We start from the raw sequence: 22,113 nt of genomic DNA on the forward strand, positions 1-22,113 counted from the left end.
CAGATCGTTCTCCTTCGCGACCCATCGGGCGAGCCGTCTCATTTGCCGTGTGGAACCGTAGCCTCCCCGCGCCGGGGAGGGGGCGGCGGGGTGGTCGGCGCCGTGTCCGCGGTCAGGCCGCGCCGAACCAGCCGAGCACCGTCTGCACGAGCAGGACGGTGGACATGCCCGCCACACCGACGACCACGGCGGTGGCGGCGATGCGGTAGCGCGGTCCGTTCGCCGCTGCGCCGAGCAGTGAGCGGCGGTTGGTGAGGACCAGCAGGTAGACCAGGACGACGGGGCTGATCAGGCCCTGGAGGACCTGGGTGCCGATGAGGAGCTGGATGACGTCGACCGGGGTCATCGCCACGGTCGCGCCGAGGACGATCTGTGCGGTGAACAGGCCGAGGAAGAGCGGGGCGTCGCGGAAGCTGCGGGAGACCGAGCGCTCCACGCCGGCGGCCTCCCCCACGGCGTAGGCCGCGGAGAGCGGGACGACGGCCCCGGCCAGGGCGGAGGCCCCGAGCAGGCCGAGGGCGAAGAGGAGTTCGGCGTTCTTGCCGGCGACCGGTTCGAGGGCCCGGGCCGCCTGCGCGGCGGAGTCGAGCGGGCCGGTGCCGCCGATCGCGGACGCGGTGGCGATGATGATGGTGAGGCTGATGACGCAGGCGAAGACCGCGCCGAGCACGGCGTCCATGCGGATCAGGCGGTAGTCGGCCGGTTTGGCACCGCGGTCGACGACGCCCGCGGCGGCGTAGAACTGCATGTAGGGGCTGACGGTCGTGCCGATCAGGGCGACCGCGAGGAGGACGAAGTCCTTGCCCGGCTCGATGTGCGGGACGACGAGGTGGTGGCCGACGGCGCCCCAGTCGGGGTGCCCGAGGATCATCGCGACCGGATAGGCGAAGAACGCCAGCGACATGATCAGGAAGATGCGCTCGGCCCAGTGGTAGGAGCCGAACAGCACCAGCGCCCACAGCAGGACCGCCGCCGGGGGGACGACGGCCCATTTCGGGACGCCGAGCAGTTCGAAAGCGGCACCGATGCCCGCGAACTCGCTGACGACCAGGCCGGTGTTGGCCAGCAGCAGGCACAGGACGGCCAGTGCGGTCAGGCGCAGGCTGAACTGTTCGCGGATGAGGGCGCCGAGGCCCTTGCCGGTGTGGGCGCCGAGACGTACGGCCATCTCCTGCACCATCACCAGGGCGACGGTCACCAGGACCATGAAGAAGAGCGTGCCGTAGGTGAACTGGGAGCCCGCGGAGGCGTAGGTGGCGATGCCCGCCGCGTCGTTCCCCGCGTTCGCGGCGACCAGGCCGGGTCCGGCGACCGCCGCGATCACGGTGATGCGCCGCCATCCGGTACGGCGCCTGCGCGTCGCGTCCCGTGTGCCGGCCAGGGCCTCCGACGGGCCGCCCGGGGTCCCCGGCGCGCCGGCCGGTGCCGTGGCCGCGGGGGTGGTGCTGGTGTCCAGGTCGCGGGTCACCGCAGGAACCTCCGGAAGTGCAGGCGCCCGCGCGCGGGCAGAAGGGCGTCGAGCAGGTCGTCGGCCAGGATCCGGCCGACGGGGCGGCCGGTGTCGTCGACCACGAGCAGCGAGGAGGCGCGGGCGGCGACCAGCCGGTCGGCGGCCTCGGCCAGGGGCGTGTCCGGGCGGACGGTGGCGGGCGGGCCGAACTGGGCGTGCCAGGACACCAGGTCGGCGACCGACGTGGTGTCCTCGGCCACCGCCAGGTCGAACAGCGCGATGTCGCACAGCAACCGGTCCTGCCCGTCCACGACGGCGACGGCGTCGATCTCGGTGCGGTGCTCGGCCTGTTCGGCCAGCCGGCCGCGCACCTCGGCGACGGTCTCGTCCCGCAGCGCGGTGAGCAGCAGGGTGGTCATGGCGCCGCCCGCGGTGCCCTCCCGGTGGGTCAGCAGCCCCCGGAGTTCCGCCGCCTCGCCGTCGGGCATGCGGGTGAGCAGGGCGTCGCGCTCCTCGGGGGTGAGGTCGCGCAGGGCGTCGGCGGCCTCGTCCGGTTCCATCTCGTCGATCAGGCGGGCGGCGCGGTCGGGCTGCGCCTCGCGCAGGAGGTTCTCCAGTTCGGCCGGCTCCATCTCCTCCAGCGCGTCGGCGGCCCGCTCCGGATCCAGCCAGTCGAGCAGCTGCCGGCGCTCGCTCCGGCCGAGGTCCTCCAGGATGTCGGCGAGGTCGGCGGGACGCAGCCGGTGCAGCGCGGCCCGGGAGGCGCGCAGCCGCACCTCGGGGGGACCGTCGGTGGCCTGTTCGGCGAAGGGGGCCACCGACTGCCAGTCCAGCACCCGGTCCGGGGTGGGCCGGGCCTGCCACCGGCGCGGGCCGAGCCGGCGCAGCAGGGTGGGCAGCGAGACGTCCACGCCGACCAGCACCACCCGGTCGGCCAGCGGCGCCAGGTACAGGTCCGCGGCGCGGGTGACCTGGACACCGTCCACGTCGACGAGCTGGTGGTCGAGGACGTCCCGGGCCAGCAGGACCTCGCCGGGGCGGCGGGCGAAGTCGCGCAGGTCCACGCGGGCCGTGCGCAGCCGCACCTGCCGGGCGTGGACCTTGGCGATCGCGCCGGAGGCCAGGAAGGCCCGCCGGCGTCCGATGCGCAGGATCAGCCCGGTGACCGGCGGATACGGCTCGGGCCCGTACAGGCGGGCGACGACGTCGACGACGCGGCCGACCTCCTCGCCGGCCTGGTTGGTGACCGGGCCGCCGATCAGCCCGGCAAGGGAGACGAGGGACGCGCGGACCGCCCGGGACGCGGTCGCGTGGCGCTCCAGGGTGACGCGGCGGTCGCGCAGGCGGTCGCTGGTGGACATGAACACGGTGTTGACGGACAAGACGGACACCCCCCTGCCCCGCGAGGGCGGGGCAACGGGCGGCCCGGCGGCGCTCCCGCCCCTGTCACCGGTGCCGTGGTGCGCGGGTGCGCGCCTGCGCGCCACGCCCGGGCACGGGTGCGCCCGCGCCGGGGCCCGGCGGGCGCCGGATCACAGGGAGAGGGAGGGCTGCCCGGGGCCGCGGAAGGACGGCGGGGACAACACGGAGAGGGGCCGACTGTGGCCCGGACTACTGTCCAACTCCGCCTCCTCCCGGTCCGGGCCGCGCGGGTCGCGACGGCCGTGCGGCAAGGGGAGACCGGGAGGCAGCTCCCGGTGCACCCCATCTCGTCAGAGCTTTGGCACTCCACGGCGTGTCCCCGCTCGTGCCGGGGAAGCCACTTGGGGTCACCCCTTGGGCCGGGGAGACCTGTCCTGATCCGGAGCGTCTCTCGACGGGTGGGATCAGTGGCCTGTATCCGTGAAGACGCCTCACCGAACGAGGTGTCCGATCAAAACCGGATCAAGGATACGTCCCGGGCGCCGGGCCCCGCGCGGCCATGACCGCGCCTTGACCTGACTCCTACGCGAATCTGACCGTCCTCCGAAGTCCACGGCCGTGTGCACCCCGTGGGTGCGGGGCCCGCCGGCGCGCGATGCCCGCCGCAGGGCCGGGGCGGCGCACACAGTGTGGCCATTTTTCGCTCACGCGCTCTTCACCTCCGGGTGTCTACCCGCGTAGTCCCGCCTGCGCTGTCATGTACCTGACTCCCGGAACCCCATCTCCGGGACCGACAGCCGGAGTGCCCATGTCTGCTCTCGCACGCATCGCCGCCACCAGCTCAGCACTCGCCCTGGCCGCAGCCGGGATCGTCGTCGGCGCCGCCCCCGGTCCCGCGGTCGCCGCCGGCTGCTCCCAGGCCTACCTCCCCCTCCCCGACTCGTCGTGCACCCCCGGCGCATACAACCCCGACGTCACGCAGTCCACGATCGGCTCGACGATATGCGTCTCGGGGTGGACCAGCACCGTCCGGCCGCCCACCTCGTACACGAACCCCCTCAAGGCGCAGGGCATCATCGACTACGGGTACGCGGACACCAGCATGTCCGACTACGAGGAGGACCACCTCGTCCCGCTCGAACTCGGCGGCGCACCGCGGGACCCGCAGAACCTGTGGCCCGAGCCGCACTACGGCACGAAGACCTCCTCCACCAAGGACGGGGTGGAGACCAAGCTGAAGAACGCCGTCTGCAAGGGCACCATCACCCTCGCCTCGGCCCGCAACGCCATCCGCACCGACTGGACGACCGCCCTTCAGGTGACCGGCATCGGCTGAACCGCCCACGGCGCGCGGCGGCTCGGCACACCGACGGTGCCGAGCGGCTCGGGGCCTCCGTCCCCGGGAGCGCGCCGCCCTGGACGCGCCTGCGCCCGTCCCTCGGTGAGGGGCGGGCGCTCGTGCGCCGGTGACCGCGCTCTGTGAGCCGTCTCCCGGCGGTGAACTCCCCTGCTGGTGGATTCTCATGATCATCCGTAGGCCCGGCGGCCGCCGTGCGCCGGATCCGGTCCGGTGCCGGGTGCTGTCCGGGGCGTCGGCCGTGCTGTGATCTCCCGGCAAGGGCGCGAAAGTTGCCCCGGACCCGGTCCCGTCCCTTATCCCGTCTCACCGGCACCTCGGTGTGCTGCGTGACGTGCTCCGCGACCGCCTGGAGCGCAGCACGGGCGACCCGGCGCAGGCCCGGTCGGCCCTGTGTGCCAACCTCCAGCCGGCTTCCAACCGTTCCTCCGGCAGGCCCATGTGGGCCGACGGGAAGCCGTACGCCCAGCACCACAAACTGGTGTCGGTGGACGGCTCGGCCTTCTACCTCGGCTCGAAGAACCTCTACCCGGCCCGGCTGCAGGACTTCGGGTACGTCGTGGAGAGCCCGGCCGCCGCCGGGCAGCTGAAGTCCGCGCCGCCGGCCCCGCAGTGGACGTACTCGCAGACGACGGCCACCTACGACTACGCGCGCGGCATCTGCCCGCAGTGACGGCGGCGGGGGGCGGGGCCGGAGCGCGTCCCGGGAAGGTCACCGGACCGGCGACACGGCCACCGTGCTGGAGGGGGAGTTCTGCCGGGCGGGGGCTCCGGACTGTGCCGCTCCGGGGGCGGGGGCGGGCTCGGGTGCGCCGTCCGATTCGAGTGCTGCGGGAGTGGCGCGAACGGGGGCGGGCGGAGTCCGAGCGGGGCGGGCCGCCCGTACCCGGCGCGAGCTGCCTCCGGGCGGCCCGCCCCTGTCCCGTCGCACGTCCCTGGCCTTCTCCCGGCCCGCCGCGTCTCACCTGACGAGCCGGGCGGGCCGGGTGGCGAGGTGCAGGAGGTGCTCCAGCGGGCCGCGCCGGAACCGCCGTGTCCACGCGGTCGCCAGCAGGACCGCGGCCGCGACGAAGCCGAGGAGCACCGGCAGCGCGGCCATGCCGTCGTCGTCGACCGGGACCACGTACCAGACGTCGTCGAAGAACCACAGCGCGACGACGTGCAGGACGTAGACCGTCAGCGCCGTCATGCCGACCGCCGCGACGGGGGCGGCGAGGTGGGTCACGCGGGGCAGCCGGTCGGCGACCGTGAGGCACGCGGCCACGACCATCAGGGCGATGCCGGTGTTGCCGACGGCGGAGAACGTCGTCTCGCTGTGCGGTGCGGCCACCAGGAGCCAGGCCGACGGCGCGCGTCTCGGGGGCTCGCCCACGGCGTCGGACCACCACGCGGAGGACGCGGACCCGGCGCCCGTCGCGGCCGCGACCGTGGTGAGGGCCCGCGGTACCAGATGCAGGGCCAGCCAGGAACCGCCGTAGCCGAGCAGGGCGAGCGCCCCGCCGGCCAGGGTCAGCCGACGGCGGACACCGGGGCGCGCCAGGTCGAGCCGGGCCACGGCCATGCCCGCGAGCATGAACGGCATCCAGGTCAGCACGGGGTAGTCGCCCGTGAACAGCAGTTCGGTGACACCGTCGGTGCCGGTGATCCGGGCCAGCGGGTCCCACGCGGTCACGGCGTCCAGCCCGTGGCCGTCCTGGGCCGCCGCCCGCACCGTGTACAGGACCGGGGGCATGGCCAGCGCGGTCGCCGCGGCGATCGCGGCCAGGGTCCGCGCCCGCAGCCGGTGCAGCGGCAGGACGACGAGGAAGAGCAGCCCGTAGAAGCTGAGGATGACGTTCACCGGGCCGTCGAGGGCGGTCAGGGCGTAGCCGAGGGCGATGAGGACGATGCCGCGGATGACCACCCGGGCCGCGGCCTGTCGGCCCTCGCGTCCGGTCCGGGGTCGTGGCCGCCCGGTGATGATGATCAGGGAGAAGCCCGCGAGCAGCGCGAAGAGGGCCGACGAGCGGCCTCGCGCCGCCTCCAGGGCGAAGCCCACCGGCCCGCCGACCGTGGGCTCGGGGCCCACGTGCACGGAGAACATGCCGAAGACCGCCAGGCCGCGAGCCAGGTCGATGCCGATCAGCCGTCCCGGGAGGGCCCGGGCGCGGCCCGGGCCGGTGTCCGGGGCCGGATCCTCGACGGTGCCGGAGTGCGGGGCCGGGGCGCGGGCGGGGCCCGGGGCCGGGGCACGGGCGGGGTCCGGCCGTCCGGACGTCTTCCTGATCCGCGGCGGCCGCCCGAGCGGCGGCCCGTGCGCCCCGGCCGCGGCAGGTGACCCGTCCACGGCCCACGATGCATTGCGCGTCATGCCCTCAGGTATTGCCGCCCGGCGCGCGGACGGCACCGGGCCGACCGTCCGGGGACACCCCGCCGACCGGCCGGACCCTCCCCCGCCATCCGGCCGGGCGATCCTGCCGAGGGAGCCGGGCGGCCGTCCGGGCGGGTGCGCGCCAGCCGACCGGCTGAGATCGCGCCGCCATCCGGCGGGATACCGCGCCGGGCCCGCTGCCCGGGCGCCGCCGGGTGGTACGCCACGGACGGCAGGACAGCGGGCCCACGGTGAGCGGAGCGCACTTGATCCGGGTGTTGGTGGTCGACGACGAAGCCCTGGTCCGTACGGGCTTCACGCACATCCTCGACGCGGCCGGCGACCTCGACGTCGTCGCGGCGGTCTCCGGCGACGAGGCCGTGAGGGCGGTGCGGGAACTGCGTCCCGACGTGGTGCTGCTGGACATCCGGATGCCGGACGTCGACGGGCTCAGCGTGCTGGCGGAGCTGCGCCGGCTGCCGGATCCTCCGGTGGTGGCGATGCTGACCACGTTCGACGCCGACGACTACGTGGCGGCGGCGCTGCGCTCGGGCGCGGCCGGCTTCCTGCTCAAGGACACCGATCCCGAGCAGCTGCCGTGTCTGGTGCGGGCGCTGGCCGAGGGCGGGACGGTGCTGTCGTCGGAGGTGACCCGCACCGTCGTGGACGGTTTCCTGGGCCACGGGGCGCGCGAGCCGGCCGCCCGTCTCACCGACCGGCTGACCGACCGGGAGCGTGCCGTCCTGCTGCTCATGGCGGAAGGGCTCGCCAACGGTGAGATCGGCGAGCGCCTGCATCTGAGCACCGGGACGGTCAAGGGGCACGTCAGCGCCGTGTTCAGCAAGCTGCAGGTCGGCAGTCGTGTGCAGGCGGCGCTGATCGCCGAGCGGGCGGGGCTTCTCGGGGCGCTGCGGAGCGGGCGGACGCCTTGACCTCCCGCCGGGTGCGGGACAGCCCGCGGGACGCGACCGTGGTGCGGGACGGCCTGATGGACGCCGCCCTGGTGCTGGTCGCGCTGGCGGACGCGTGGGTCCACGTCGACCCCGGGCAGCGGGCGGCCATGTCCTGCGCGCTCCTGGCCGCACTCGCGCTGACCGTGCGCCGCCGGCTTCCGCTGACGACGTTCGTGCTGACGCTGCCGACGGCCCTGGTCAGCGACGCGGTGGTCGCACCGACGGTCGCGCTGTACACCCTGGCCTCGCTCAGCCGGCGGCGTGTCCTGCCCGCCTGCTGCGCCCTGGCCTACGCGATCACCGACTTCCTGCCGTGGCCGTGGTCGTCGATGGAGACCGACGACCTGGCCCGCACGTCCGGCCTGGTCCACCTCGGCTACACCCTGGCCGCCGCGGCCGCCCCCGTCTTCCTGGGCCGGCTGGTGCAGGCCCGGCGCGAGCTGTCCCTGCGGCTCGCCGAGATCTCCGAGGCCCGCGAGCACGAGCGGCTGCTGACCGCGCAGAGCGTGCTGGCCACGGAGCGCGCGCAGCTCGCCCGGGAGATGCACGACGTGGTGTCGCACCAGGTCAGCCTGATCGCCGTCCAGGCCGGGGCGCTCCAGGTCGGCGGCCCGGACGCCGAGACCCGGCAGGCCGCGGCCGCGATCCGGCGGCTCAGTGTGCAGACGCTGGACGAGCTGCGGCACATGGTCGGTGTGCTGCGCGCCTCCGGCAGCCGCCCGACGGAACTCACCCCGCAGCCGTCCCTCGCCGACCTGCAGCGGCTGGTCGACGGCAGCGGCCTGGACGCGAAACTGGATCCCGATCTGCCGGCCGACCTGCCGCCCACGGTGCAGCGCGCCGTCTACCGCACGGTCCAGGAAGCCCTGACCAACGCCCGCAAGCACGCTCCCGGGGCGTCGGCGGCCATCCGCATCCAGCGCACGCACGACACGGTCCGGACCACGGTCACCAACACCGCGCCCACCCGTCCCGCGCTGCCCCTGCCCAGCGCCCACCACGGCCTGGCCGGCCTGCGCCAGCGCGCCGCCCTCCTCGGCGGCACCCTGAGCGCCGGGCCCACGGAGGACGGCGGCTACCGGCTCAGTCTCGACCTGCCCCTCGACCACGAGGGGTGACCGGCCGGACGGTGTCCGGTCCGGGTGGCGGCGCGGCGGCCTACACCAGGTCGACGACGCGGAAGACGAAGAACCCGGCCACGATGACGGATCCCAGGACGATCAGGCCCAGCCAGAAGTACGGGTGCTCCCACACTCCGCCGTCCGGCCGCTCCTGATGAGCCTCTGCGATCGAACCCTCCGCGGGAGGGGTCTCGCCCGGGGGAGGAAGTGAATCCATAGCAGCATCCTCCCCCGGGGGTACGGGCGCCGCACCCGCTGCCGGCGGCCGCCCGCCGCACCGGTCCGTCGACGCACCGATGAGTCCTGCGCCGCCGCGGGGTCACTACCAGGACAGCCTGTCACGCGAATGATCGGTGAGGGACATGACCGCCAACGCACTACCGCCCGTCGTCGACGCCGGCACCTGGCAGCGGGAACTCGACGAGTTGCGGGTCCGGGAGAAGGCCGCGACCCGGGAGCTGGACGCGATCGCCGCACGGCGCCGCCGCCTGCCCATGGTCGAGATGCCCGAGTACGTCCTGGAGGGCGAGGACGGCCCCCTGCGGCTGGCCGACGTCTTCGACGGCAGGAAGCAGCTGATCGTCTATCACCACATGTGGTTCCCGGGCGAGACGTGGCAGTGCCCGGGGTGTACGGGGTTCACCTCGCAGTTCACGCGGCTGGAGTTCCTGCAGGCCTACGACGCCCGGTTCGTCGTCGTCACACAGGGGCCGATCGACGAGGCGCTGGCCTACCGGCGGCGGGTCGGGAACAGGATGCCCTGGTACTCCACGGCCGGCAGTCCCTTCGGCGGGGACGTCGGCGCGCCGCCCGGTGGGGGCTTCGCCGTCAACGTGTTCCTGCGCGACGGCGACACCGTCTACCGCACCTGGCACACCGACGGCCGGGGCACCGAGCAGCTCGGTCACTCCTTCGCGTTGATCGACCTGCTGCCCTACGGGCGGCAGGAGGAGTGGCAGGACTCCCCCGACGGGTGGCCGCAGTCGCCGACGTACAGCCGGTGGAGCGGCTCCGAGGAGATCGCCGCGCGCTACGGCCCGGACGCCTGAACCGGGGGGCGGCGCGCGGCCCTTCACGGTGCCGCCCGGCTTCCGTCCGGCCGGTTCAGCGGGGCCGGTGGGCGGAGCCCGCGGCCCCGTGCGCGGCGACGGGGACGCGGTCGACACGGGGCGCGCCGACTGTGCGGTCACCGTTCACCGGGCAACCGCGGTCAGGCGAAGGCCTGTTGGGTGACGGGCCTGGACGGTCGTGCCGCCCCGGCCCACCGACTCCCGGACGGACGTCGTGACCGCATCGCGTGGACGCCACGGGCGCCGCAGTCCTGCCTTCTTCGTGATCGCCGTCCCGGCGCCGGCCGCCGCACCGGTGACCGCCGCGCCCGCGCACGCGGCCCCGGCGGACGACGTCCGGATCAACGAGGTGGTGACCACCGGGAGCGTCGACGACTCGGTCGAGCCGTACACCAGGGGCACCGGCACGGTCGACGTGTCCGGCTGGATCCTGAAGGACGACAACGACAGTTCGGCGTCCACGATCGCCTCCGGGACCTCTCTGGCCCCGGCGGGGTCCGTGCCTTCGACGTGCACGGCGCGTTCGGTCCGGGATCCGACGACGTGGCGCGCCCGTACCTGCCGGACGGCAGGACGCCGGTCGACGGCCTCGCGTGGACCGAGCACTCCGCTCCGTCCTGGTCGCGGTGCCCGGACGGCACGGGTCCGTTCCAGTGGGCCGCGCTCACCCTGGGCGCACCGAACGCCTGCGGCGGCGGGTCCGGGGGCACCAACTCGGTGGCGTGGCCCGGCGGCAGCTCGGTGACCACGGCCGACGCGTCCCATGTCTTCGGCAGGGACCTCAGCGGCCTGTACCAGGAGGGGGGCGTGATGTGGGGCGCCCAGCACTCCGGGAGGCTGTGGCGCCTCGTGCGCGGACGTCGCCCGTCGACGGGTGCGCCGTCGTCGTGCGCCGGCGGTGCACCCCGCGCGTCGGAGATCACCACAGCCTGTCGACGACTCCGGGGTGCAGTGCGATGCGGCTGTCCCGGAACGACGGCTCGGCCCGCCGTGCGTCCGGTGTGAAGAAGCCGGCCATGGTGACCTTGTCGAATCCGGGCCGGTCGCTGGGGAAGGGGTCGTCGGGCGTCCCTCCGATGAGGACCGCTCCGGGAAGGTGCCGCCATCCGGCGCTCTCGTAGAACTCCCGGAGCGGTCTGTCGCAGGTGAAGAGTCCCAGGTCGAGCCCGCGGGCGATCATCTCCTCACGGGCCGCCGCCACCAGGCGCCTCCCGTGGCCGCGGCCACGGGAGGCGCGGCGCGTGACCACGGTGCTCAGCCCGCCCGCGGCGTAGCGCCCGCCGGCGTGCACGATCTCCTTGGAGAGGACGTCCAGGGCGGCCAGCACCGTTCCGTCCTCGACGAGCAGCATCGACCACGGGTGCAGTGCGGGATCGTGGACGGGGGCCTGCGGCGGCGGCTCCGCTCCGGGCGGCGACGGCCACACCTGCTCCTGGATCTCCCGCACCTGCAGCCGCAGTGCGAGAGGGGTTGCCTGCTCGGGGAACGAAAGGATCTGCACGCGCCCGATTCTCCACACGGCGCGTGCACGTGCCAACGGAGGTCCGGCCGGGGGCACCGAGGGGCCGTCACTCGCGCCCGGCGCCGTGTGCGGCTCAGCAGATCGGCCGTCGCCGGACAGCCTCGCGGTAACGACCCAACGCGGCACCGCTGTCCGGAGTGAACGGGTGCTGTCGCATGAACCGGGCCAGCTCGACCGCCGTCAGCCAGTCGTGCCACATCACCTCGCCGGGATCCGGTCTCACCTCGACCGGGACGACGACCGCCTCGTGAACCCCGAGCCAGTGGGGGCTGAGACCGGCGCGGTTCAGGAACTTCAGCACGAAGCGGACGGGGACCGCGACGCCCAGTTCCTCAGCCAGCTCCCGCTCCGCCGCCTGCTCGTAGGACTCGCCCACGGCGACGGCACCGCCGAGCACGGCCTCGTAGCAACCCGGGAACCGGGCGACGCGCTCGGAGCGGCGGTGGACGAGGATCCGCTCGCCTCCGTCCGTGCACAACGTCACGGCGACCCGGTGCAGCCAGCCATGACGGACCGCCTCGTCACGGCGTACGACCGCTCGCACCCGGTCGTGCTCGTCGACCCGCTCCACCCATTCGTCCGCCCACTCGTCCACGAGCCCACCCTCCCAGACGGCACTGACACCGGGACCGGACGTGCGGCGGGCCCCGCGGCCATGACCGGACCGGCGCCCGGCGGGGCTGTGAACGGCGCTGACCCGCCCGCGGACACCGGGGCCGTACGTCCTGTGACGGACCGTCAGCGCGACGATCCGCGTCTCCTCCGCGCCGGCCGGTGCGGGGCGCGGACCGTCGTGCCGGCGGGCGGATCGGGCGCGGCCGGTTCGAGGCGGTGGTCGGCCACGCGGTGGTGCATGCCGCTCGCGGTCACCGACAGCCAGTCGCGCAGGGTCAGTCCGGACTCGCCGTGCCAGGCCACGCGGGCGACCGTGTGCAGGAGGGCGCAGACCCAGCAGTCGGCCACCGGGACGAAGGCGTTGGCCGGCGGGTCGGTGAGCGCGCCGGGGGGCCGGGAGGCGGTCACGGACGTGCTGCTTCAGGTTCTCGCGGGCTGCTGCGTCTCATCGTGTTCCGTCCTGGAGGTGGGGTGGGCGGGGCGGGTGACGCGCAGGCGGTGCGGTGCACGGGTGGCCGGTTCGGGCAGGCGCAGCGGTGACCGGCCGGGGGTGATGCTGCCGAGCAGGCTGGCGTGGCGGGCGCCGGTGCCGGAGGGGAGGGTGCCGGGCAGGCCGTGGACCGTGAGGAAGCCGAGGACGGCGAAGGCCAGGGCCTCCTTGGCGTCGGACGGCAGGCCGAGGTCGTCGCTGGGGTGCAGGGGGACGCCGGGGAGTTCCTCGCCAAGGCGGCGCATCAGTTCGGGGTTGCGGGTGCCGCCGCCGGAGACGACGAGTTCGGTGACGCGGTGGGCGCGGCAGGCGTCGGCCACCGTGATCGCGGTCAGCCGGGTGAGGGTGGCGAGGACGTCGTCGGCGCCGGGCCGGGGCCCGGACAGGGCGTCGAGAGCGCGGTGCAGGTAGGGGAGGTGGAAGTGCTCCTTGCCGGTGCTCTTCGGCGCGGGCCGGCGGTAGTAGGGGTCGGCGAGGAGGGCACGGAGCAGCTCGGGGCTGGTGCGGCCGGCGGCGGCCCGGCGGCCGTCCTCGTCGCAGGCGGCGGCGCCACCGGTGAAGTGGTGGACGGCCGCGTCGAGGAGGGCGTTGGCGGGGCCGGTGTCGAAGGCGAGCGGGTCGGCTCCGGCGGCGAGGACGGTGATGTTGGCGATGCCGCCGAGGTTGAGGGCGGCGGGGGTGCCGGGCAGGGCGCGCAGCAGGAGGGCGTCGGTCAGGCCGACGAGCGGGGCGCCCTGGCCGCCCGCGGCCACGTCCCGGCTGCGCAGGTCGGAGACGACGGGAAGTCCGGTGGCCTCGGCGATCCAGGCGGGCCGGCCGAGTTGGAGGGTGCCGCGGACGGTGCCGTCCTCGACCCAGTGGTGCAGGGTCTGGCCGTGGGAGACCACGAGGTCCGCGGTGCCGTCGCACAGGTCGCGCAGTGCACGTTCGGCGGCGCCGGCGAAGGCCTGGCCGATGCCGGTGTCCAGAGCGCAGACGGCCGCGGTGGTCGTGGCGGCCGGGGGCAGGGTGGCCGCGATCAGGCTGCGCAGGTCGTCCGGGTAGGGGACGGAGAGGTGGCCGAGCGGGCTCAGGTGCAGGGTGTCGCCGTCCAGGGTGAGATCCGCGGCGGCGGCCTCGATGGCGTCGTAGGAGGTGCCGGACATCAGGCCGATCACGCGCACGGCGTCTCCCGGTGTGTGCGGGGGGCGGCGGGCCGGGTGGGCTGGGGCAAGGCGTCTCCCGGGAGAGGGCGGGACGGGGCGGGTGCGGGGCGGCGGCCGGCCCCGCACCCGGTGGGAGGGGTCGTCAGTCCTGGCCGGCGGCGGTCGCGAGGCGGTCGGGGTGGCCGCCGGGCGCGCCGTCGGGTGCGGCGGACGCCTCGGGTGCGCGGTGCAGCAGGCTCATCAGGCCGCCGGCGGCGAGGGTGACGGCGACGCCGATGGGTACCAGCCACTGCGCGGCGATGGCGGTGGGCACGGTGGCGCCGGCGGTCGTGACGTCGATCTTCACGCTGCGGACGATGTACGTCATGACGCCGATCGTCACGAGGAAGGCCACGACGGCGTCGGTCTGGTTGGCGCGCCTGACGGTCCGGCCGAGCAGGAAGGCGCCGAGCAGTGCGCCGTAGGTGTATCCCGCGATGGTGAGACCGGTGAGGTACACGTTGCCGGTGCCGGCGCTGAAGGCGCAGGCGAAAACCGCCATCAGGGCCGCCCACACCAGGGTCATCACGCGGGCGAGCCGCAGCAGGAACTCCTCGGAGGGGGTGGCGCGGAAGAGGTTGTGCACGATGTCGGCGACGGTGGAGTTCGACATGGAGTTCAGGGCGGAGGACAGCGAGCCCATCGCGGCGCCGAGGATGCCGGCCACGAGCAGGCCGGAGACCACGACGGGGAGGCCGTGCAGGATGAAGTTCGGGTAGAGGTTGTCGGAGCTGCTGAGGCCGAGGTCGGTGAAGCTCCTGCCGCGGTTGTAGGACCACAGCAGCGCGCCGACGAGGGAGAAGGCCGCGAACTGGACGGTGACGAAGACACCGGAGGCGATCATCGCCTTCTGTCCGTCGCGCAGCGAGCGGGTGGCCAGGATGCGCTGGACGATCAGCTGGTCGGAGCCGTGGCTGGCCATGGCGAAGAGGGCGCCGCCGACGATCGCGGTGGGCAGGGCGAACGGGCTGGTGAGGATGTGCGCCGGGGTGAAGTCGGTGTCGAAGAGCCGGAACTGGCCGGCGTGCAGGGCGCGGGCGAAGCCGTCGCCGCCGACGTGGGCGGACAGCACGGCGACGGCGAGGATCGCGCCGCCCAGGTAGAGGCCCATCTGGATGGCGTCGGTCCAGATCACGGCCTTGATGCCGCCGAGGTAGGTGTAGACGACGGTGATCAGGGTGAGGACGACGATGATGAGCCGGTAGCCGGCGTGGACGCCGAACTCGTCGAGCAGCAGCTTGATGGGGATCGCGGAGGCGAAGAGCCGGACGCCCTCGGCGAGGAGCCGGGTGACGACGAAGGTGACGGAGGCCAGCCCCTGGAGCTTTCCGCCGAAGCGGCTGCCCAGGTACTGGTAGGCGCTGACGAAGCCGCCGCGCTTGTACAGCGGGATCAGCACGGTCGCCACGACGACGCGGCCGATCACGTAGCCGAGGGCGAGTTCGACGTTGCCGAAGCCCTGGCCGCTGTAGGCGCCGCCGGGGACGCTGATGACGGTGAGCACGCTGGTCTCGGTGGCCACCACGGAGAAGGAGACCGTCCACCAGGGCATGTGGCCCTCGCCGACGAAGTAGTCCTTCGTGGTCCGCTGCCGTCCGGCCAGCCGCAGTCCGATGACGGCGATCGCCACGAGGTAGACGACGACCACGACGAGGTCGAGTTGGCGCACGCTCACTCCTAAACAACGGCCGGCGGTCACGCCGACGGGGTGGGGACGGTCGGGAGGGTCGCCGACCGGCGGACGCCGGCGACGTGGGGTGCGCGCGGCGGCCGCCGGCGCCCGCCGCGTGCCACCGGGCGGGCCCTCGAGCGGGGGCGGTGGCCGGCGGGACGGCGACGGGCGCGGATCGCGGTGCAGCGAGTATCAGAAGGCTGACCTCCACATGTCAATAAGTGACCTCGCGTAACACAGTACGTAAATTTTTGACGGACCCGGGCAGCGTGACTACTGTGGCGCCACGCGCCTTCGGAGGGACGGCCCATGGCCCGCCAGGATCCACCCCGCACCCCGCCCCGGCCGGCGGAGGACACCACGCCGGCCGGCACGCTGGCACGGATACGCGCGGCGCTGCCCTCCCTGGCCCCCTCGGAACGCCGGGTCGCGGAGGCCGTCCTGTCCGATCCCGCGCACGCGTCGGAGCTGTCCATCCGCACCCTCGGCGAGCGGGCCGACACCTCGGTCGCCACGGTGATGCGCTTCTGCCGGACCGTCGGCGTGGCCAACTACCCGCAGCTGCGGCTCACCCTGGCCGCGGCCGCCGCCCGCGAGGACGCGCTCGGCGGCGAACGCCCCGCGCCGGGCACCGACATCAGCGCCACGGACACCCTGGACCAGATCGTCAGCAAGATCATCTACAACGAGGTGCGCGCCCTGGAGGACTCCGGCACCGCGCTGGACATGGCGGTGCTGGACCGCGCGGTGGAGGCGGTGGCGGGGGCCCGCCGGATCGACGTCTTCGGCGTCGGCGCCAGCGCCTTCGTCGGCCAGGACCTGCACCAGAAGCTGCACCGCATCGGCCGCATGGCGTTCATCTGGACCGACCGGCACGCGGCCCTGACCGCGACCGCGCTCCTGCAGCCCGGCGACGTCGCCCTGGCCATCTCGCACTCCGGGCAGACCGAGGACACGGTCGAGCCCCTGCAGGACGCGGCCGAGCGGGGCGCCACGACCATCGCCCTCACCAACTCCCCGGACTCCGCCCTCGCCCGGAGCGCGGACCTGGTGCTGACGACCCGTGCCCGGGAGATGCCCTTCCGCTCGGGCGCGACCGTCAGCCGCATCGCCCAGCTCGCCGTCATCGACTGCCTGTTCGTCGGGGTGGCGCAGCGCTCCTTCGACGCCACGACGGTGGCGCTCGAGAAGACCTACGGGGCGGTCCAGCGCCGCAGGCGGCGCCCGCCGCAGCGCCGGACACCGGCCGGAGACTGACCGCGATCCCCCGCTTCCCGCCATGGCACCACCTGCGAAAGGACGACCGCGTCGTGGACCTCAGCACCCTGGAGACCGAGACCCGCAACGAGCGGACCACCGACCTGGACCGCATGCCGCTGCCCGAGCTGCTCTCGGTCATGAACGCGGAGGACCTCACCGTGGCGCAGGCGGTGCGCGAGGCGCTGCCGCAGATCGGTGCCGCCGTGGAGGCGATCGCCGTGTCGCTGCGGCGCGGCGGGCGGCTGGTCTACCTGGGCGCGGGGACGAGCGGCCGGATCGGCCTGCTCGACGCCGTGGAGTGCCCGCCCACCTTCGGCACCTCCCCGGAGCAGGTCGTCGGCCTGCTCTCGGGCGGTCCGGGCGCGTTCGCGGTGGCGGTCGAGGGTGCCGAGGACGAGCCCGGGCGGGCGGTGGCCGACCTCGACGCGATCGGCCTCACCGCCCGCGACACGGTGGTCGGGCTCGCCGCCAGCGGCCGCACCCCCTACGTCGTGGGCGGTCTGCGGCACGCCGCCGCGCGCGGCGCGACAACGGTGTCGGTGGCCTGCAACCGCGATGCCGTCGTCAGCCGCCACGCCGATGTGGCGATCGAGGTGCCGACCGGGCCGGAGGTCCTCACCGGCTCCACCCGGCTCAAGGCGGGCACCGCCCAGAAGATGGTCTGCAACATGCTCTCCACCGCGTCGATGGTGCAGGTGGGCAAGGTCTACGGGAACCTGATGGTCGACGTCCGGGCCAGCAACGACAAGCTCGTCGACCGGGCCCGGCGCATCGTCGTCGAGGCCACCGGGGCCGCCCCCGACGCCGCCGCCGAGGCGCTGCGGGCGTGCGGCGGCCACGCCAAGACGGCCGTCGTGATGCTCCTGGCCCCGTGCAGCGCCGAGGAGGCCGCCCGGCGCCTCGAGCGCGCGGGCGGCGACACCCGGACCGCCCTCGGCCGCACCTGACGCGCCCTTCCCCGCGGCGGCCGGGCCGGCCGCGGGGAGGCGCCGCCCGGTCAGCCGGAGACCAGGGTCGTCCCGGCGGGCGGGGTCGCGGACACCGTGCCGTCCGCGGCGACCTCGACGTCCATCCGCGCTCCGGCGACCTGCAGCCCGGTGACGGTCAACGGGCCGTACCGCCGGGCGAATCCGGGCGCGAGGGTGACCGTCCCGGCGGGGACGTCCGCGTCGAGGCCCAGGGCGGCGCGCAGCACCAGGACCGCCGAGGCCGCGGCCCACGCCTGGGGGCGGCAGGACGCCGGGTAGGGGGCGGGGTGCGCGCCCGGCGCGCCGCCGTGGCCGGCGTAGAGCTCCGGCAGCCGGCCGCCGAACGCGTCCGCCGCCTCCAGCAGCCCGGCCGCCAGCGGCGCCGCCGCGTCCGGGAAGCCCGCCCGGACCAGGCCGTGCACGGCGATCGCGGTGTCGTGCGGCCAGATGGAACCGATGTGGTAGCCGTACGGGTTGAAGCCCACCGCCTCCCCGGAGAGGGTGCGCAGACCGTGGCCGGAGTCGAGGTCGCCGCGGGTGAGCCGGGCCGCCAGCGTGGCGCTCTCCTCGTCGTTCAGCAGGCCGGTGCCGAGGAGGTGGCCGAAGGCCGAGGTGACCGCGTCCACGGGCCTGCCGTCGCGGTCCAGTGCGACCGCCGGGTAGGGGCCGTGTGCGTCCTCGACCCAGAAGCGCTCGCGGAAGCGGCCGGCGAGCCGGTGGGCCCAGTCCTCCCACGCGTCGGCGCCCGGGCGTCCGAACGCCCGCAGCAGCGCCGCCCCGCCGCGGGCCGCCTCGTGGGCGTACGCCTGCACCTCGCACAGCGCGATCGGCGGATCCGCGAGCCGGCCGTCCTGGTGGCGGATGGAGTCGCCGGAGTCCTTCCAGCCCTGGTTGGCCAGGCCCCGGCCGGTCCGGTCGACGTACTTGAGGAATCCGTCGCCGTCGGCCGCGGCCTGGTCGCGCATCCACGCGAGGGCGGCCTCGGCGTGCGGCAGCAGCGGCTCCACCTCCGCCGGGTCGAGGCCCCAGCGCCAGGCGTCGTGGAGCAGGGTGACCCACAGGGGGGTGGCGTCCACCGTGCCGTAGTAGACCGGCGGCAGTGCGAAGGCGTCGGTGAAGTTCTGGGTGCCGCGGCGCACTTCGTGCAGGATCCGGCCCGGCTGCTCGTCGGTGTCCGGGTCGGTCGTGGTGCCCTGGCGCCGGGCCAGCGTCCGCAGGGTGCCGGCCGCCAGGTCCGTGCCGAGCGGCAGCAGCATGCGGGCGGCCCACAGCGCGTCGCGGCCGAAGAGGGTGAGGAACCAGGGCGCCCCCGCGGCCAGGAACTGGTCGGCGCGGTGCTCCGGGCCCGCGGGGGCCTCCGCCGACCGCGGGTCGGTCAGGCGCAGGCCGTCGAGGTCGGCGACGGACTGCCGCAGCCACCGGTCGAGGCGGCGGTCCGCGCTGTGCAGCGCCGGGGTGCGCCAGGGCGCCGTGCCGGGCCCGGCCCCGGGGAACTGGTCGCCGTCGGCATGGGCCGCCGTGACGCGCAGGAGCGCCGTCCAGGAGGCCCCGGGGTCGAGCTGCACGTCGTAGGAGAGCCGGCCCGCGGCGGCGTCCAGGGCGGCGGGGGCCGGATCGGCGGCCAGGCGGACCCCGAAGGTGTCCTGCTGCCAGGCCAGTTCACCGGGACCGGCCGCCGTGGCCGGCACCGGTGGCCGCCGGCGGCCCGACTTCACGTCCTCCATCGGGGCCAGGTCCGTGCCGGCGGCGACGGTCAGCCGCAGCGCGACGCGCCGGATCCCGGAGTTGACGATCTCGAGGTTCTCCTCCCACTGCCCCGCCCGGACGGCGCGGCGGCGGTACAGGACGACCGCCGGGTCCGGCGTCGTCTCGCCGAGACCGCGCAGGACGGCCTGGAAATCCGCGTGCCCGGCCCCGCGGAAGCCGCCGGCGACCGGGGCGAGCGGGACTCCTTCGACCGTGACGGCCAGCCGGGCGAGCGCCCTGCGGTCGCCGTGGAAGAAGCCGTCGGCGCCGGACCCGAGCCCGCCGTCGGGGCGGGAGATCACGAAGCTGGGTGCGTGGAGCGTGACGACCGCGTCGTGCAGAAACGGCTGCAGGCCCTCGCTGTCCTGAGCGTCCGTCACTTCCGGGTTGCTGCTGTCCTGGGTCTTGACAGTGGTGTCCAAAAGAGAAGAGCCTCTCAGCGTTAGATCGTTCCAAAAACAGTAAGTGCCTGTACAAAGCGCTGGCAATGCTTTTGGAACGCTCAAATCGCAACCACTCTGCTCTGCCAGCCCTTCACCGTCGGAGACCCTCATGTCCCGCTCCACCAGCAGCCCTTCGGCCAGGGGCGGTCCGGTGACCCTCGCCATGGTCGCCCGGCGGGCCGGAGTGTCGCCGCAGACGGTGTCCAACGCGCTCAACTCCCCCGGCCGGCTGCGCCCCGAGACCCTGGAGCGGGTGCGCCGGGCCGTCGACGAGATGGACTACCGCCCCAGCCGGGCCGCGCAGGCGCTGCGCACCCGCTCCAGCAGGCTCATCGGCTACGGCGTCCAGCCCGCCCCCGCCGCCACCGCGGCCCCCGTGATGGACCGGTTCCTGCACGCCCTGTCGCAGGCCGCCGACGAGGCCGGCCACCGGATCCTGCTCTTCGCGGCGCCGCCCGGCGATCCGACGCTGCACGGCTTCGAGGACCTGCTCGGCCGGCACGAGGTCGACGGATTCGTCCTCAGCGGCACGGCACTTCACGACCCGCGCCAGGCGTGGCTCGCCAAGCGGGGCGTGCCGTTCGTCGGGTTCGGCCGGATGTGGTCGAAGCGCCAGATCGGCGACTGGGTGGACGTCGACGGCGCGTTCGGCACGGACGCGGCCGTCGAGCACCTGGTCGCCGCAGGGCACCGCCGGATCGGCTTCCTCGGCTGGCCGCGCGGCTCCGGGGTCGGCGACGACCGGGCCCGGGGCTGGCAGCGGGCCATGCGGCGGCACGCACTGCCCACGCGCGGACGGCGGGTGGAGAGCGTCGACGACGTCGAGGCGGCGAGCGGCGCGGTGAAGCCGCTGCTCGACGCCGGGGCGACGGCCGTCGTCGCGGCCAGCGACATGCTGGCGCTCGGCTGCTACCAGGCCCTGCGCGAGCGGGATGCCGCCGTCGGCCGGGACGTCGCCGTGATCGGTTTCGACGACTCCCCCACCGCCTCGATCCTCTCGCCCGGCCTCGCCAGCGTCGCCCAGCCGCTGGAGGCGGTCGGCCGGGAGTGCGTCCGCCTGCTGCTCGCGCGGATGGCCGACGCCGACGCCCCGCCGGAACGCCTCCTGCTGGAGCCCTCCCTCGTGATCCGCGACAGCTGCCCGGACACCGGCCCGGACCCGCACGGTCCGCCCCCGCCGTACGGCGCCTAGGCGGCGGGCCGGGCCCGCACCGCCTCCCACAGCACCCCCCGCACCATCCCGGTGCCGCGGACATCCGCGGCACCGGCAGAGCCGCACGTCCCCTCAGCCCCGGAGGAACACATGACCACCCGCACGGCCGCCGCCGCTCTCGTCACGTGTACGGCACTTCTGACCGCCACCGGCTGCTCCTCGAGCTTCGGCAACGACCCGAAGACCACCCAGGACAGCGGCGGGCAGCAGCACCTGACGGTGCTGATCGCCACCTCGGGCGACGCCGAGACCGACGCGGTCAAGGAGGCGACGGCCGCGTACGCGAAGGAGTCCGGCAACACGGTGACCGTGCAGGTCGCCAAGGACATGAACCAGCAGCTCGCGCAGGCCTTCGCGGGCCACAAGCCGCCGGACGTCTTCTACGTGAACTCCGACCAGTTCGCGAACTACGCGAAGGCGGGCTCGCTGTACGCCTACGGCGACCGGATCCCCGACGCGAACGCCTTCTCCGCGCAGCTGCGGGCCTCCTTCACCCATGACGGCAAGCTGGTGTGCCTGCCCAAGGACACCTCCACGCTGGCCCTGGCCGTCAACACCCGCCTGTGGAAGAAGGCCGGCCTGACCGACCGCGACTACCCGACCACCTGGGCCCAGCTCGCCACCGTGGCGCGCAAGCTGACCGGGGGCAAGGTCACGGGTCTGGTCACCAGCAACGAGTACCAGCGCCTCGGCGTCTTCATGAAGCAGGCTGGCGGCTGGGTCACGGACCCGGGGCAGAAGCGGATGACCGCCGACAGCGCCGCGAACGCGAAGGGGCTCGCCTTCGTGCAGTCGATGCTGAAGTCGGGCGTGATGAAGTACGCCCAGCAGGTCGACGCGGGCTGGGCCGGCGAGGCCTTCGGCAAGGGCCGGGCCGCCATGACCATCGAGGGCAACTGGCTCACCGGGGCCATGAAGCTCGACTACCCCGGCGTCGACTACAAGGTGGTGGAGCTGCCGGCCGGTCCGGCCGGGAAGGCCACGCTCGCCTTCAGCAACTGCTGGGGCGTGGCCACCGGGAGCGCCCATCGCGCCGCCGCGGTCGACCTGGTGAAGTACCTCAGCACCGACAAGCAGCAGCTCGCGTTCGCCGACGCCTTCGGCGTCATGCCCTCCCGCACCGGTGCGCTGGCCGAGTTCGCCCGGCGGGACCCGGGCGCGAAGGCGTGGGCCGACGGCACCCGGTACGCGCAGGGACCGGTGACGATAGCCGGGTTCGACAAGGTGCTGGGCCAGTTCAACACGGATCTCCAGTCGCTGCGCACCACCGACCCGAAGACGATCCTCGCCGCTCTGCAGCGCAACGGCGGACAGGCCCTGACGAAGGGCGACTGAAC

At 74.5% G+C, this 22,113-nt stretch carries 19 protein-coding genes, 1 pseudogene and 1 riboswitch; of the genes and pseudogenes, 10 read left to right on the forward strand and 10 right to left on the reverse strand.

The genetic code is table 11. From position 1 onward, the window contains the following. Positions 1 to 112 precede the first annotated feature (112 nt). Together P3H78_RS16640 and P3H78_RS16645 are read right to left on the reverse strand one after the other, a co-directional pair. Entirely contained in the window at positions 113 to 1,468 is a 1,356-nt protein-coding gene (locus P3H78_RS16640; protein WP_276109766.1) for an NRAMP family divalent metal transporter, read from the reverse strand. Continuing rightward, positions 1,465 to 2,832 (reverse strand): magnesium transporter MgtE N-terminal domain-containing protein, encoded by a 1,368-nt coding sequence (locus tag P3H78_RS16645; RefSeq protein WP_276109767.1) that lies wholly within the window; start codon positions 2,830 to 2,832, stop codon positions 1,465 to 1,467. Before P3H78_RS16645 ends, P3H78_RS16640 begins: the two co-directional genes overlap by 4 nt. Positions 2,833 to 3,146: 314 nt before the next feature. Continuing rightward, positions 3,147 to 3,322, reverse strand: a riboswitch (M-box (ykoK) riboswitch). 298 nt (positions 3,323 to 3,620) lie between these two features. Here P3H78_RS16645 and P3H78_RS16650 point away from each other — a divergent pair. Together P3H78_RS16650 and P3H78_RS16655 are read left to right on the forward strand one after the other, a co-directional pair. Next, positions 3,621 to 4,148: a hypothetical protein gene (locus tag P3H78_RS16650; protein ID WP_276109768.1), complete on the forward strand. Its 528-nt coding sequence runs from the start codon at positions 3,621 to 3,623 to the stop codon at positions 4,146 to 4,148. Between the two features lie 355 nt (positions 4,149 to 4,503). Continuing rightward, positions 4,504 to 4,842 (forward strand): phospholipase D-like domain-containing protein, encoded by a 339-nt coding sequence (locus tag P3H78_RS16655; RefSeq protein ID WP_276109769.1) that lies wholly within the window; start codon positions 4,504 to 4,506, stop codon positions 4,840 to 4,842. Positions 4,843 to 5,130: 288 nt separating this feature from the next. Here the strand turns inward: P3H78_RS16655 and P3H78_RS16660 are convergent, their stop codons facing one another. Further along, positions 5,131 to 6,519, reverse strand: a complete 1,389-nt coding sequence (locus P3H78_RS16660; protein WP_276109770.1) for a DUF418 domain-containing protein — start codon at positions 6,517 to 6,519, stop codon at positions 5,131 to 5,133. Positions 6,520 to 6,785: 266 nt separating this feature from the next. Here P3H78_RS16660 and P3H78_RS16665 point away from each other — a divergent pair, with 266 nt between their 5' ends. Together P3H78_RS16665 and P3H78_RS16670 are read left to right on the forward strand one after the other, a co-directional pair. Then, entirely contained in the window at positions 6,786 to 7,451 is a 666-nt protein-coding gene (locus P3H78_RS16665; protein WP_276109771.1) for a response regulator, read from the forward strand. A gap of 56 nt (positions 7,452 to 7,507) precedes the next feature. Further along, a complete protein-coding gene (locus tag P3H78_RS16670) occupies positions 7,508 to 8,590 on the forward strand; it encodes a sensor histidine kinase (protein ID WP_276109855.1) in 1,083 nt (360 codons plus the stop codon). A 40-nt stretch (positions 8,591 to 8,630) separates the two neighbouring features. Here the strand turns inward: P3H78_RS16670 and P3H78_RS16675 are convergent, their stop codons facing one another. After that, the gene (locus tag P3H78_RS16675; protein WP_276109772.1) at positions 8,631 to 8,810 is read right to left on the reverse strand and encodes a DUF6480 family protein; all 180 of its coding nucleotides are present in this window, start codon (positions 8,808 to 8,810) and stop codon (positions 8,631 to 8,633) included. Between the two features lie 145 nt (positions 8,811 to 8,955). Between P3H78_RS16675 and P3H78_RS16680 the strand changes: the two genes are divergently transcribed. Together P3H78_RS16680 and P3H78_RS16685 are read left to right on the forward strand one after the other, a co-directional pair. Further along, positions 8,956 to 9,642, forward strand: a complete 687-nt coding sequence (locus tag P3H78_RS16680; RefSeq protein WP_276109773.1) for a DUF899 domain-containing protein — start codon at positions 8,956 to 8,958, stop codon at positions 9,640 to 9,642. A gap of 235 nt (positions 9,643 to 9,877) precedes the next feature. After that, a pseudogene (locus tag P3H78_RS16685) lies at positions 9,878 to 10,536 on the forward strand (lamin tail domain-containing protein); the annotation flags it as partial. Between the two features lie 46 nt (positions 10,537 to 10,582). Here the strand turns inward: P3H78_RS16685 and P3H78_RS16690 are convergent. From P3H78_RS16690 to P3H78_RS16710, 5 genes are all read right to left on the reverse strand, one after another. Further along, positions 10,583 to 11,164 (reverse strand): GNAT family N-acetyltransferase, encoded by a 582-nt coding sequence (locus P3H78_RS16690; protein WP_276109774.1) that lies wholly within the window; start codon positions 11,162 to 11,164, stop codon positions 10,583 to 10,585. Between the two features lie 94 nt (positions 11,165 to 11,258). Further along, entirely contained in the window at positions 11,259 to 11,780 is a 522-nt protein-coding gene (locus P3H78_RS16695) for an NUDIX hydrolase (RefSeq protein ID WP_276109775.1), read from the reverse strand. 143 nt (positions 11,781 to 11,923) lie between these two features. Next, positions 11,924 to 12,208, reverse strand: a complete 285-nt coding sequence (locus P3H78_RS16700; RefSeq protein ID WP_276109776.1) for a hypothetical protein — start codon at positions 12,206 to 12,208, stop codon at positions 11,924 to 11,926. Between the two features lie 12 nt (positions 12,209 to 12,220). Further along, positions 12,221 to 13,453 carry an anhydro-N-acetylmuramic acid kinase gene (locus P3H78_RS16705; protein WP_276109777.1) on the reverse strand — a complete coding sequence of 411 codons (1,233 nt, stop codon included), beginning with the start codon at positions 13,451 to 13,453 and terminating at the stop codon, positions 12,221 to 12,223. Positions 13,454 to 13,577: 124 nt separating this feature from the next. Further along, entirely contained in the window at positions 13,578 to 15,143 is a 1,566-nt protein-coding gene (locus tag P3H78_RS16710; protein ID WP_276109778.1) for a sodium:solute symporter, read from the reverse strand. Between the two features lie 312 nt (positions 15,144 to 15,455). On the opposite strand from P3H78_RS16710, the gene P3H78_RS16715 reads away from it, so the two are divergent. Next, entirely contained in the window at positions 15,456 to 16,403 is a 948-nt protein-coding gene (locus P3H78_RS16715; RefSeq protein WP_276109779.1) for a MurR/RpiR family transcriptional regulator, read from the forward strand. Between the two features lie 53 nt (positions 16,404 to 16,456). Then, complete coding sequence (gene murQ / locus P3H78_RS16720; protein ID WP_276109780.1) at positions 16,457 to 17,353, forward strand: N-acetylmuramic acid 6-phosphate etherase; 897 nt, start codon at positions 16,457 to 16,459, stop codon at positions 17,351 to 17,353. Positions 17,354 to 17,403: 50 nt separating this feature from the next. Here murQ and P3H78_RS16725 read toward each other — a convergent pair whose 3' ends face one another. Beyond that, positions 17,404 to 19,542 carry an amylo-alpha-1,6-glucosidase gene (locus tag P3H78_RS16725; protein ID WP_276109781.1) on the reverse strand — a complete coding sequence of 713 codons (2,139 nt, stop codon included), beginning with the start codon at positions 19,540 to 19,542 and terminating at the stop codon, positions 17,404 to 17,406. A gap of 130 nt (positions 19,543 to 19,672) precedes the next feature. Between P3H78_RS16725 and P3H78_RS16730 the strand changes: the two genes are divergently transcribed. Both P3H78_RS16730 and P3H78_RS16735 read left to right on the forward strand, forming a co-directional pair. After that, complete coding sequence (locus P3H78_RS16730; protein WP_276109782.1) at positions 19,673 to 20,755, forward strand: LacI family DNA-binding transcriptional regulator; 1,083 nt, start codon at positions 19,673 to 19,675, stop codon at positions 20,753 to 20,755. A 111-nt stretch (positions 20,756 to 20,866) separates the two neighbouring features. Then, positions 20,867 to 22,111 carry a sugar ABC transporter substrate-binding protein gene (locus P3H78_RS16735; protein ID WP_276109784.1) on the forward strand — a complete coding sequence of 415 codons (1,245 nt, stop codon included), beginning with the start codon at positions 20,867 to 20,869 and terminating at the stop codon, positions 22,109 to 22,111. The last annotated feature ends 2 nt before the right edge of the window (positions 22,112 to 22,113 follow it).

This window comes from Streptomyces tropicalis (assembly GCF_029269835.1).
Taxonomy (GTDB): domain Bacteria; phylum Actinomycetota; class Actinomycetes; order Streptomycetales; family Streptomycetaceae; genus Streptomyces; species Streptomyces tropicalis.

Coding starts and splice junctions, on each gene's coding strand:
- P3H78_RS16715 (WP_276109779.1), top strand. CDS start 15,456: ATGGCCCGCCAGGATCCACCCCGCACCCCGCCCCGGCCGGCGGAGGAC.
- P3H78_RS16650 (WP_276109768.1), top strand. CDS start 3,621: ATGTCTGCTCTCGCACGCATCGCCGCCACCAGCTCAGCACTCGCCCTG.
- P3H78_RS16670 (WP_276109855.1), top strand. CDS start 7,508: ATGGACGCCGCCCTGGTGCTGGTCGCGCTGGCGGACGCGTGGGTCCAC.
- P3H78_RS16730 (WP_276109782.1), top strand. CDS start 19,673: ATGTCCCGCTCCACCAGCAGCCCTTCGGCCAGGGGCGGTCCGGTGACC.
- P3H78_RS16660 (WP_276109770.1), bottom strand. CDS start 6,519: ATGACGCGCAATGCATCGTGGGCCGTGGACGGGTCACCTGCCGCGGCC.
- P3H78_RS16680 (WP_276109773.1), top strand. CDS start 8,956: ATGACCGCCAACGCACTACCGCCCGTCGTCGACGCCGGCACCTGGCAG.
- P3H78_RS16735 (WP_276109784.1), top strand. CDS start 20,867: ATGACCACCCGCACGGCCGCCGCCGCTCTCGTCACGTGTACGGCACTT.
- P3H78_RS16675 (WP_276109772.1), bottom strand. CDS start 8,810: ATGGATTCACTTCCTCCCCCGGGCGAGACCCCTCCCGCGGAGGGTTCG.